Genomic DNA, 11,236 nt, shown 5'->3' with positions numbered 1-11,236 from the left:
ACCCCGGGGCCCCCGGGGGCCCGGGGGGCCCCGCTCCGTGGGGGGCGGGCCCCCCCCGGGCCCGTCGGTCGGTGCACCCCGTCAGTCGGTGCCGAACTCCATGGCGGCGCGGTCCAGCAGCTCGTCGTCGCCGGAGACCTCGCCGCGGGAGGCGATGGCCTCGGCGCCGCCTTCCGGCATGGTGCCGATCAGGGCGGTCGAAGCCTCCTGGGCGGCACCGATCAGCGCGCGATGGGTCGTGCCCACGATGCCGAGACCGGCGTACTGCTCGAGCCGGGAGCGCGAGTCGGCGATGTCGAGGTTGCGCATGGTGAGCTGGCCGATCCGGTCGACCGGGCCGAACGCCGAGTCCTCGGTGCGCTCCATGGACAGCTTGTCCGGGTGGTAGCTGAACGCCGGGCCCGTGGTGTCCATGATCGAGTAGTCCTCGCCGCGGCGCAGCCGCAGGGTCACCTCGCCGGTGACCGCCGAGCCGACCCAGCGCTGAAGCGACTCACGGACCATCAGCGCCTGCGGGTCCAGCCAGCGGCCCTCGTACATCAGCCGCCCCAGACGCCGTCCCTCGTTGTGGTACTGGGCGAGGGTGTCCTCGTTGTGGATCGCGTTGACGAGGCGCTCGTACGCGGCGTGCAGCAGCGCCATGCCGGGCGCCTCGTAGATGCCGCGGCTCTTCGCCTCGATGATCCGGTTCTCGATCTGGTCCGACATGCCCATGCCGTGGCGGCCGCCGATCGCGTTCGCCTCCATCACCAGGTCGACCGCGGAGTCGAACTCCTTGCCGCCGATCGTCACCGGGCGGCCCTGGTCGAAGCCGATCGTCACGTCCTCGGCGTCGATCTCGACCGAGGGGTCCCAGAACCGCACCCCCATGATCGGTTCCACGGTCTCCACGCCGGTGTCGAGGTGCTCCAGCGTCTTGGCCTCGTGGGTGGCGCCCCAGATGTTGGCGTCGGTCGAGTACGCCTTCTCGGTGCTGTCGCGGTACGGCAGCCCGTGGGCGACCAGCCACTCCGACATCTCCTTGCGGCCGCCGAGCTCGGAGACGAAGTCGGCGTCGAGCCACGGCTTGTAGATGCGCAGGTGAGGGTTGGCAAGCAGGCCGTAGCGGTAGAACCGCTCGATGTCGTTGCCCTTGAACGTCGAGCCGTCGCCCCAGATCTGCACGTCGTCCTCGAGCATCGCCCGGACGAGCAGGGTGCCGGTGACGGCGCGGCCGAGCGGCGTGGTGTTGAAGTAGGCACGGCCGCCCGAGCGGATGTGGAACGCGCCGCAGGCGAGCGCGGCCAGGCCCTCCTCGACCAGCGCAGCCCGGCAGTCGACCAGGCGCGCGATCTCGGCGCCGTAGGTCTTCGCACGGCCGGGCACCGAGGCGATGTCGGGCTCGTCGTACTGGCCGATGTCGGCGGTGTAGGTGCACGGGACGGCGCCCTTGTCGCGCATCCACGCGACCGCGACAGAGGTATCGAGGCCGCCTGAGAAGGCGATGCCGACGCGGTCGCCGGTGGGCAGGGAGGTGAGAACCTTGGACATAGGAAGAGTATTCAATAAAACGCATGTTTATGCAACACCGCATGGCGATGGGTTCCAGGCACGCGATGTGCTCCTCACATGCGATGGGCTCCTCACATCGGGAGCGAGAGCAGGCGTACCGGCCCCGGGGGCCAGCGCGCGGTGTCGCGCAGGGGCGTCACCATGGTCCGCATTGGCATGGTCACAACGCGGGCATCGGGCTGTTCGACGAGTACGTCCCCGTCGAGCGGACGCCACCCAAGGCGCTCGTAGAGCGGCACGAGCGGAGGTCGGCAGAACAGGAGTGCGTGCTGAGGGCCCATCGTGCGGGCGTGCTCCAGCGCGGCTGCGACGACGAGCCGCGCCAGGCCCCGGCCTTGCAGATCGGGCGCGACGGCCACCCCGCCGACGCCCACGACCTGCGTGTTCGCCTCGCCGATCACGACAGGCAGGCGCAGCAGCCCGGCATGCGCCACGAGCCGGCCGCCGCGCCTGACGCCGAAGTGCTCTTCCTTGGGCAGCCAGGTCAGACCCGTCGCGGCGACGCCGAAGGGATCGTCGCCGTCGCCGAGGATCTCGTCCTGATCCGCTTTCGCGTAGCGCGTGAGCCGGGTCGCCGTGAGCGCCGAGGAGGCTGGGGTCTCAGTCATCTCCCCATGATGATCTCTCCGTCGAGCACGGGCCAAGAGATCGTTTCGGCCGATCTCCGCCACCCGGCGCCGAGGGAGCGCGCCCGTTCCCGGGGAGGACGAGCAGTGCTCACTCGGCCTCAATGGCCGCCCTGGGCGAGGAAGCCCCCGACGGTCTGGGTGAAGCGGACGGGGTCGTCAAGCCATGGGTAGTGGCCGGCGCCGGGCTGGACGACCAGTTCGGCATGGGGGAACAGCTTGGCGATGTCAGCGGCGACGCGGGGGCGCGGACCGCCGTCCAGTTCGCCTGCGAGGACCAGCACCGGCGCGTCCAGGCTCGCAAGAGCGGCGCGTGCCGCAACCGGGTCGAAGGCGCCGGGCGCTGCGTACATCTCCGCTGCCTGGTCATTGCACTGCTCAGCCTCGGCTGCGCTGAGCGCCTGGGCGGCGGCGTCCCAACGGCCGTAGAAGAAGGGCGCGGCGGCGTCGAAGTCAGCGTCGGAGGGGGATCCGAACCAGATGGCTTCATAGGCGTCGCGGGCTGCCTCGAACCACGACTCGGCCGTGCGCAGCGCGGCTGCCTCCCGGCGGTGCTCCGCGGTGAAGTCGACCCCGAGGGCGCGAGCGCGGGCCGTGATCAGGCTGAGGGTACGGATGCGCCGCGGGTGGCGGGCCGCGTAGAGGAGGGCGAGGTCGCCGCCCGCCGAGTGCGCGAGGACGTCGACGCGGTCCCACCCGAAGTGGGCGCGCAGGGCCTCGACGTCGTCGACCTGCCGGTCGCAGCGGTATGCGGCGGGATCACGAGGGGCGCTGGAGTCGCCGGTGCCGCGCAGGTCGAGCATGACCAGCCGGCGGCGGCTCGCCAGTCCGCCGAGGTCTCCGAGGTACGCGGACGCGCGCATCGGTCCACCAGGCAGGCACAGCAGCGGCTCGCCGTCGCCCCTGACGTGGTAGGCGAGTTCCGTTCCGTCGGCAGCGGTGACCGTAGGCATGGCGCCATCCTCATCATCGACGACGAGCACGGCAAGCAGTTTGCGGCTGCGCTGACAGGCTCGACGCCAGGGCGGTCGCCGACGCCCGCCTTGAACCGGCCCACCCGCCCGACAAGTCCGGCCGGCTCCCCAGCAAGCAAAGGCCAGGGCCAGGCGCAGAGCCTCCGCCTCGAGGAGACGCCCGACGTGCGCACTGCGTCTCCCTGCGTGCTGGCGGGACCACTCCTCACATTCGCCAGGAAGATCACCGTATGAACAGCGCGAATGCCAGCTGATCCCACCCGACCCCCTCTCGGTCAATCATCCAGTCCGACCGCGCCCGCGGCGATGTTTTCCGTGTTCCGGACCAGTCGTCCACACCCATGCGTGCGGGCTTCACTTGCCGGAGCAGTGGCGGAAAGGGCATTGGGGAGACATGGATCTGAACACGGTGACGGATGTACTCGACGGACGCCGTCGCCAGCCGTGGCGGCCGGGGGACGCCTGGCTGGGAGGCGGTACGTATCTGTTCTCCGAGCCGCAGCCCCACCTGCGCCGGCTGATCGACCTGAGCCGCATGGGCTGGGAGCCGCTGGTGCGTCTGCCGGACGGGGCGCTGGAGATCGCGGCCACGTGCACGGTCGCGCGGCTGTACCGGTATGGCCGGGCGCTGCCGGCCGCCGCGGCGCCGCTGTTCGGGCAGTGCTGCCGGGCCTTTCTCGCCTCGTTCAAGATCTGGAACATGGCGACCGTCGGCGGGAACCTGTGCAACGGTCTGCCGGCCGGTCCCATGATCTCGCTGACCGCGGCGCTCGACGGCGAGTGTCTGCTCCAGGGGCAGGACGGCGTCGTGCGGCGCTGTCTGCTCCAGGGGCAGGACGGCGTCGTGCGGCGCAGGAAGGTCGCGGACTTCATCACCGGCGCGGGCCGCAAGGACCTGTCCGAAGGCGAGCTTCTGCGTTCTGTCACACTGCCCGCGCGGGCACTGGCGTGCCGTACGGCCTTCCGTCAGGCGTCGCTGTACGGGCTCGGCCGCTCCGGCGCCCTCGTCGTCGGCACGCTCGATCCGCAGGACGGGTCGCTGGCCGTCACGATCACGGCTGCCACCACACGGCCCTTCCGGCTGTGGTTCCCGCTCCCCCCGGACGCGGCCGAGCTGCGCGGCGCGATCGACTCGGCCGTCGCCGAGCACGAATGGTTCGACGACATCCACGGACTGCCCGAGTGGCGGCGGCACATGGCCTTGTGCTTCGCCGAGGAGATCCGCCGCGAGCTCGCCGGGGAGGGTGGGCGATGAGCTACCGCGTCGAGATCAACAGCCAGCACTTCGAGGACGAGCCACGCGCGGGCCAGTGCCTGCGCACCTATGTGCGCGAGCGCGGCTGGTTCGGGGTGAAGAAGGGCTGCGACGCCGGGGACTGCGGAGCCTGCACGGTGCACGTGGACGGCGAGCCCGTCCACAGCTGCGTCTACCCGGCCGCGTTCGCCAACGCCCTGCGCGACGCCACCGGCATCCGCTTCACCGAGCTGCCCGTCACCCGTGACCGCGTCTGGCTCGCGCTCGACCGCTTGATGCGCGAGACGGAGGCGCAGCCGTCGGACGATGGACCGGAAGAAGCAAGGACGCCATTCGTACCAAGCTCACAAAAGCAAGGACTATCGGGCTGAGGAGAACGCAGACGCGATTCTTCCGGGGCCTGGCGGGTATCACTGGCGGCAGCCGCCGTGACGACCGCCAGAAGGGGAACCCCGATGAGCAGCATCGCCATGCCGCCCCGAACCGACGCCGTGGGCACCGGCTCCTTCACCGTCCACGGGGAGGTGGCCAGGCCCGTCACCTTGAGCGTCGCGGACCTGCGGCGCGGCTGGCGGCAGCATGAGGCGCGGGTGACGTTCAACTGCGCCAAGAACGGGCCGCAGCACCACACGTTCCACGGCGCCCTGCTGCGGGAGGTGGTGAGCACGACCGCGCCGTGCTTCGATCCGTCCCGGCGCAAGGAGCGCTCTCGCTTCCTGCTGGCGGTCGGCGGCGGCGACGGCCACCACGCGGTGCTGTCCTGGGCGGAGCTCGACGCCGACTTCGGCGACAGCCCGGTCCTGCTGGCCACCCGGCTGGACGAGGCGGACCTCGACGAGGCCGGGTGTCAGCTCGTCGTCCCCACCGACCACTGCGGCGCCCGCTATATCAGCGCCGTCACCAGTATCTGGATCGGCGCGTGCCGCGCGCCGGACAGCCCTCCCGCTCGGTGACACGCCGCGGCCGGTCCGGTGAGACGCCACAGCGCCCCGCACGAGACGCGTACGGGGCGCTGGGCCGAGCAAAGTCCGTCAAGCCGTCGAGGCGGGATCCGGCAGACCGTCGCGGGAACAGGTCCCTCAGGCCGACGCGGGAACGGGATCCGTCAGACCGTCGAGAGGGAGATCTCGGTGGACTTGACCAGTGCCACGACCGACGCGCCGGCCGCGATGCCGAGGTCCGAGACGGCGTCCTTGGTGATCGCCGCGGTCAGGCTCCCGCCCTCGACGTCCACCTTGACGCTGGCCATGGCGCCGCCGGTCGCCACGTCGACGACCGTGCCGGGAAGCTGGTTGCGGATGCTCAGCCCCGCCACGGGGCCGGTGGCCAGGGCGACTTCGGTCGACTTCACGAGTGCGCGCACTGCCGTGCCCGTCCCCAGACCAAGCTCTTTGACGGCTTCGGCGGTGATGGCGGCGGTGATGTCCTGACCGCCGTCGAGGCGGACCCTGACGGTCGCCATGGCTTCGCCGGTGGTCACTGAGGTTACGGTGCCGGGGATCTGGTTGCGAATGCTCAGACTCATACCGAACGCCTCGAATACGTAGAAAGCCGGTGTGTACGCGCCGTGTTCCGCACTCTAGCCACAGCGCGTGCGCTCCGCCCGCCCCACGCCGCGGGCACCAGGGCGGACGCGGCAGCCGGGTGGCAGACGCAGCCGCGTCCGCCGGGTCACGGGCCGTGTCGCGACCGCCTCGACGCGGGCCGCATCAGCAGGTCGAGGCGGCGCAGGCCGCCGCTTGGCCGTTCCTCCAAGCGATCTCGCATCTGCCGTGACTTTTCCACGAATAAATTGCAGATAAGAGGCTCAGAGCCCTACGGTGGCTTGTATGCAGTCCTACACCATCGGGCAGGCGGCGCGTCTTCTCGGAGTCAGCCCTGACACCGCGCGCCGCTGGGCGGACGCCGGCCGAGTCGCGACCCATCGCGACGAGGGCGGGCGCCGCCTCATCGACGGCCGGGATCTGGCCGCCTTCTCCATCGAGGTCGCCCAGGGCGGCAGCGCAGACGACGACGCCTCCTACACGTCGGCCCGCAACGCCTTCCCCGGCATCGTCACCGCGGTCAAGCTCGGCGACGTCGCCGCGCAAGTGGAGATCCAGGCCGGTCCGCACCGGCTCGTCTCCCTGCTGACCCGGGAGGCCGTCGAGGAGCTCGGAATCGAAGTCGGCATGCAGGCCACCGCCCGCGTGAAGTCGACCAGCGTGCACATCGACCGCACCTGACCCCACGCAACAAGCGGCGTCGCCCGTCACCGGCGCGGCTCATCACCACCCGTACTGACGGCAACGAGCCGATCACGTCTTCAGGAGTCCGACCTCATGTCCTTCACCTTCGCCAGACGCCGCGCCGCCGCAGCAGCCCTGACGGCCGCCCTTCTCGTGCCGCTCGCCGCATGCGGCAACGACGACACGAAGACCGACAGCGGCGCCAAGGCGACGAAGTCCGGCACGGGCACGGCCAAGGCCGACCTGACGGTGCTCGCCGCCGCCTCGCTGACCGACGTGTTCAAGACCGCCGGCGCCGCGTACGAGAAGTCCCACCCCGGCACGAAGATCACCTTCTCCTTCGCCGGCTCCCAGGAGCTCGCCGCCCAGGTCAAGCAGGGCGCCCCCGCCGACGCCCTGGTCACCGCCGACACCAAGACCATGGACGGCCTGAAGGCCGACACCGCAACCCCCACCGTGATCGCCAAGAACCGCCTGGTCATCGCCACGGAGGAGGGCAACCCGCAGAAGGTCGACGAGCTGAAGGACCTGGCCGACACCAAGCTCAAGGTGGTCCTGGCCGCCCCCGAGGTGCCCGTCGGCCGCTACAGCAAGAAGATCCTGGACGCCCAGAAGATCACCGTGAAGCCGGTCTCCGAGGAGCCCAATGTGCGCGCGGTGCTCAGCAAGGTCGAGCTGGGCGAGGCCGACGCCGGGCTCGTCTACAAGACCGACGCCGCCAGCGCCCCGGACAAGGTCGACGCCGTCGAGATCCCTGACGATCAGAACGCCATCGCCGACTACCCCGCGGCCACGCTGAAGGCCTCGAAGAACGCCGAGGCCGCGGCCGCGTTCGTGGCGTGGCTGTCGACGCCCGAGGCGCAGAAGATCCTTCAGGACGCCGGTTTCCAGAAGCCCTGACGCTGAGCCCGGATCCTGAGCCCTGACACTGAGCCCAGATCCTGCCAGCAGGCCGCGGGGGCTGCCCGTTTCCGGGGGAACGGGCAGCCCCTCTCCTCCCCCTCTCCCCGCCCCAGGACCAAGCCGATGAAACGTCTCCGCGGTCACGCCCCGGGCGCCCGGGCCCCTGTCGCCCTGACAGTCCCCGCTCTGCTGGCCGTCGCGTTCCTGCTGCTGCCGCTCGTCGGCATCCTGGCCCGCACGCAGTGGGACGAGCTCGGGGACCACCTCACCTCGCCCGGCACGGTCGAGGCGTTGCGGCTGTCTGTCGTCGTCTCGTTCTACGCGCTGGGTCTGTCGCTGCTCCTGGGAGTGCCGCTGGCGTGGCTGCTGGCCCGCGTGCCCTTCCCCGGCAAGGCGTTCGTACGGTCCCTCGTCCTGCTGCCGATGGTGCTGCCGCCGACCGTCGGCGGTGTCGCGCTCCTCCTGGCGTTCGGCAGGCGCGGGCTGCTCGGCCCGTGGCTGGAAGACACCTTCGACATCACGCTGCCGTTCCACACCTCGGGCGCGGTGCTGGCAGCCACGTTCGTCGCCATGCCGTTCCTCGTCATCAGCCTCGAAGGCGCCCTCGGCGGGCTGCGGCCGCGCTACGAGGAGACAGCCGCCTCCCTCGGCGCCTCTCCGCTGCGGGTCTTCTTCACCGTGACCCTGCCGATGGTCGCGCCCGGCCTGATCGCCGGCGCCGCCCTCACCTGGGCACGCGCGCTCGGCGAGTTCGGCGCCACGATCACCTTCGCCGGCAACCTCCCCGGAACCACGCAGACCCTGCCCCTACAGGTGTATCTGCTGCTGCAGGACGAGCCGGAAGCCGCGACGTCCGTCTCCCTGCTGCTCCTGGCCATCGCCATGCTCGTCCTCATCGCCCTGCGCGGCCGCTGGACCGGGACCCCCGCCCAACGCCAGGGCGCCAAAGAGGCGCCGGCGGAGGCGGATCCGCCGACCTCCACGGTCCCCGAGCCCGCCGCACCCGCATCCGAGCCCGGCGAGCGCTGGGCGCTGCACGCCGAGGTCACCGGCTTCACCCAGCTCGTCCTGGACGCCGAGCCCGGCACGACCATCGCCGTCGTCGGCCCCAACGGCGCGGGCAAGACCACCCTGCTGCGCGCCCTGCTCGGCCTCACCCCCCGGGCCCACGCCGGCCTCCAGCTCGGCGACGCCGACGTCACCGGTCTGCCGCCGCACCGCCGAGGCGTCGCCTGGGTCCCGCAGGACGGCGCCCTGTTCCCCCATCTGACCGCCCTCGCCAACACGGCGTACGGGCTCCGCGCCCATGGCGTGCCCCGCGCCGAGGCCCGTCGCGAGGCGCAGCAGTGGCTCGACCGCCTCGGCGTCGGACACCTCGCCCACCGCCGACCGGCCCAGCTGTCCGGCGGACAGGCCGGGCGGGTCGCGCTCGCCCGCGCGCTGGCTGCTCGGCCCCGTCTGCTGCTGCTCGACGAGCCTCTCGCCGCCCTCGACCAGACCACCCGTGCCCACGTCCGGCACACCCTGCGCCGCCACCTCGACGGCTTCGGCGGCGTCTGCCTGATCGTCACCCATGACCCGGTCGAGGCGGTCGCGCTCGCCGACCGGGTCCTCGTTCTCGACGACGGACGCGCCCTTCAGGACGCGCCGCCCACCGAGGTCGCCCGCCACCCCCGCTCGCCGTGGGTGGCCCGCATGCTCGGGCGCAACGCGTGGCCCGGCACGGCCACTGCCGAGGGGATCGAGCTGCAGGGCGGCGAGCGTCTGGTGATCGCGGATCCGCTGCCCCAGGGCACCGACGTACTGGCGATCATCGCCCCCGAAGCCGTGTCCGTGCACCGCGACAAGCCCAGCGGAAGCCCACGCAACGTCTGGCCCGGAACCGTACGAGAGATCACCGCGTCGGGCAGCCGGCTCCGGGTGCTGATCACCTCCGGCCGGGCCCCCGACCTCGTCGCGGAGATCACCCCGCAGGCTGCTGCCGAACTCGGCCTCGCCGACGGCACGACCGTGTGGACGAGCGTCAAGGCGACCGAGGTGACGACAGTGACTCTGTGACGTGCGAGCGCCGTGGGGACAGGGAGATCCTGCGCCGCGCGAAGTTGATCCCCTCGATCTCGACGTCCACCTCGTCGCCGACTTGGAGAAGCGGGGCCGAGGCGCCCGCTTCGCACGCCGATTGCTCGGTCTGCGGAACCAACCCCTCGATGCCCTCGCCGACCTGGACGAAGGCGCCGAAGGGGACGACCTTGGTGACCCGGCCGGTCAGCGTGGATCCGAGGTGCCGCAGGGCGAATTCCTTGAGGGGGTCAGGCTGCAGCGCCTTCAAGGACAGGGACATCCGCTCCCGGTCCAGGTCGACGTCCAGGACCACCACCGTGACTTCCTGACCTACCGTGACCACGTCCGCCGGGTGGTCGTAGTGCCGCCAGGACAGCTCTGCCACGTTCACCAATCCATCGACTTTGCCACTGCCACTTCCACTTCCACTTCCGCTGCCACTGCCGCCCAGGTCCACGAAGGCACCGAAGTCGACGACGGACGAGACCACGCCTCTGCAGACCTGGCCGAGCTCCAGCGTCGTAAGGAACGCTCGGCGTGCGTCGCCGGCCGCGCCGTCCCTGCCGCTCATGCCGCTGCCCCCGCCGGTGTGGGCCGCTCTGCGAGGCGGTACGCGAGTTCGAGCAGATCAGGCAGCCTGAGCACCCGTCCGTCGAATCCGGGCAGAGGGACATGCAGCGGTTCGGTCCAGCGGGCAGGGATCGCGTCCACTCCGTAGTAGGCGCCCGCGAGACCACCGGTGACCGCGGCGACGGTGTCCGTGTCGCCGCCGAGGTCGATCGCCGCGCGTATCGCGTCCTCGAAGCCGGTGGTCGTGCGCAGGGCCCACACAGCGGAGCCGAGACAGGGCCATACGGCGCCGTTGAACTCGGTTGCCTGCTCTGGATGCCAGTCGGGCGCGAGGACCGCGGCGTAGCGGGGGCGGTGGTCAGGATGGACGAGCGACAGGACGTCCGGGAGAGCGGCGATGGGGTCGACGCCGTCGCCTTCCAGCATGACGCGGACGAGTTCGTGGAAGACGGCGGTGCCCTCCCATGCGGCGCGGTCGCCGTGGGTGAGGGCCGCGATGCGCCGGGCTGCGTCCATGGTGGCCGACTGGCCGAGGCGTGCGAAGTACACCGCCGAGGTGGACGCCCGCATCAGGGAACCGTTGCCCGCCGCACGCTGGTTGACCTGGAAATGGATCGCGGCGGCCTGGTCCCAGGGCATGCCGTTGGTCAGGACGTCGTCGGTCTGCAGGCCGATGTCCTTCGGGCCGGCTGCCGCCCAGCGCTGGAAGCGGGCGAAGACGTCCGGCAGGTCCAGTCCGCCCTGCTCAAGCAGTGACTCCGCGACCAGGACGGCCATCTGTGTGTCGTCCGTGGCCTCGCCCGGGTCCCAGCCGCCGCCTCCGCTCATCTCGCCGCCCGAGCCCGCTTTGGGGAACCGAGCAGAGAACGCTCCCTGCGGGCCGAATTCGAAGGGGCCTCCCAGCGCGTCGCCAGCCGCTGAGCCGACGATCGCGCCGGCAGCCCTCTGCATCCGCTTCATTCGCGCAGGCTACCGGCGCCCGATGGACTGTCACATCCTGCTTTTCCACTCATCATGGCGCCGGGAGGAAGGGGCGCGGTATCGCGAGACGGCGGCGGCACCCGTATG

At 71.3% G+C, this 11,236-nt stretch carries 10 protein-coding genes and 2 pseudogenes; 6 read left to right on the top strand and 6 right to left on the bottom strand.

The features are described from left to right. Positions 1-81: 81 nt before the first annotated feature. From argG to AB0M39_RS32480, 3 genes are all read right to left on the bottom strand, one after another. Positions 82-1,530, bottom strand: a complete 1,449-nt coding sequence (gene argG, locus AB0M39_RS32490; RefSeq protein ID WP_365370098.1) for an argininosuccinate synthase — start codon at positions 1,528-1,530, stop codon at positions 82-84. Between the two features lie 92 nt (positions 1,531-1,622). Further along, entirely contained in the window at positions 1,623-2,159 is a 537-nt protein-coding gene (locus AB0M39_RS32485) for a GNAT family N-acetyltransferase (RefSeq protein ID WP_365370096.1), read from the bottom strand. Between the two features lie 119 nt (positions 2,160-2,278). Next, positions 2,279-3,130 carry an alpha/beta hydrolase gene (locus tag AB0M39_RS32480; RefSeq protein ID WP_365370094.1) on the bottom strand — a complete coding sequence of 284 codons (852 nt, stop codon included), beginning with the start codon at positions 3,128-3,130 and terminating at the stop codon, positions 2,279-2,281. A gap of 415 nt (positions 3,131-3,545) precedes the next feature. Between AB0M39_RS32480 and AB0M39_RS32475 the strand changes: the two genes are divergently transcribed. The 3 genes and pseudogenes from AB0M39_RS32475 to AB0M39_RS32465 all read left to right on the top strand — a co-directional run bounded on the left by AB0M39_RS32475 (position 3,546) and on the right by AB0M39_RS32465 (position 5,359). Further along, the gene (locus tag AB0M39_RS32475; protein WP_365370092.1) at positions 3,546-4,406 is read left to right on the top strand and encodes an FAD binding domain-containing protein; all 861 of its coding nucleotides are present in this window, start codon (positions 3,546-3,548) and stop codon (positions 4,404-4,406) included. Then, positions 4,403-4,588: pseudogene (locus tag AB0M39_RS32470) on the top strand (2Fe-2S iron-sulfur cluster-binding protein); the annotation flags it as partial. The gene AB0M39_RS32475 and the pseudogene AB0M39_RS32470, both read left to right, overlap by 4 nt. Before the next feature lie 273 nt (positions 4,589-4,861). After that, positions 4,862-5,359 carry a molybdopterin-dependent oxidoreductase gene (locus AB0M39_RS32465; protein WP_365370090.1) on the top strand — a complete coding sequence of 166 codons (498 nt, stop codon included), beginning with the start codon at positions 4,862-4,864 and terminating at the stop codon, positions 5,357-5,359. A gap of 152 nt (positions 5,360-5,511) precedes the next feature. Here AB0M39_RS32465 and AB0M39_RS32460 read toward each other — a convergent pair whose 3' ends face one another. Further along, on the bottom strand, positions 5,512-5,931 hold the full coding sequence (locus AB0M39_RS32460; protein ID WP_365370088.1) for a TOBE domain-containing protein: 420 nt from the start codon (positions 5,929-5,931) through the stop codon (positions 5,512-5,514). A gap of 304 nt (positions 5,932-6,235) precedes the next feature. Between AB0M39_RS32460 and AB0M39_RS32455 the strand changes: the two genes are divergently transcribed. The 3 genes from AB0M39_RS32455 (at position 6,236) to AB0M39_RS32445 (ending at position 9,595) form a co-directional block, all read left to right on the top strand. Further along, the gene (locus tag AB0M39_RS32455; RefSeq protein WP_365370086.1) at positions 6,236-6,631 is read left to right on the top strand and encodes a helix-turn-helix transcriptional regulator; all 396 of its coding nucleotides are present in this window, start codon (positions 6,236-6,238) and stop codon (positions 6,629-6,631) included. 96 nt (positions 6,632-6,727) lie between these two features. After that, positions 6,728-7,534, top strand: a complete 807-nt coding sequence (gene modA, locus AB0M39_RS32450; RefSeq protein WP_365370084.1) for a molybdate ABC transporter substrate-binding protein — start codon at positions 6,728-6,730, stop codon at positions 7,532-7,534. Positions 7,535-7,660: 126 nt separating this feature from the next. Then, complete coding sequence (locus tag AB0M39_RS32445) at positions 7,661-9,595, top strand: ABC transporter permease (RefSeq protein ID WP_365370082.1); 1,935 nt, start codon at positions 7,661-7,663, stop codon at positions 9,593-9,595. A 1-nt stretch (position 9,596) separates the two neighbouring features. Here AB0M39_RS32445 and AB0M39_RS32440 read toward each other — a convergent pair. Continuing rightward, positions 9,597-10,142, bottom strand: a pseudogene (locus AB0M39_RS32440) (S1 RNA-binding domain-containing protein); the annotation flags it as partial. 23 nt (positions 10,143-10,165) lie between these two features. Continuing rightward, positions 10,166-11,128 carry an ADP-ribosylglycohydrolase family protein gene (locus tag AB0M39_RS32435; protein ID WP_365370080.1) on the bottom strand — a complete coding sequence of 321 codons (963 nt, stop codon included), beginning with the start codon at positions 11,126-11,128 and terminating at the stop codon, positions 10,166-10,168. Positions 11,129-11,236: the final 108 nt, after the last annotated feature.

This window comes from Streptomyces sp. NPDC051907 (assembly GCF_040681075.1).
Taxonomy (GTDB): domain Bacteria; phylum Actinomycetota; class Actinomycetes; order Streptomycetales; family Streptomycetaceae; genus Streptomyces.
The sequence above is the reverse complement of the archived record's forward strand: the minus strand, read 5'-3'. Positions and strand labels throughout refer to the sequence as shown.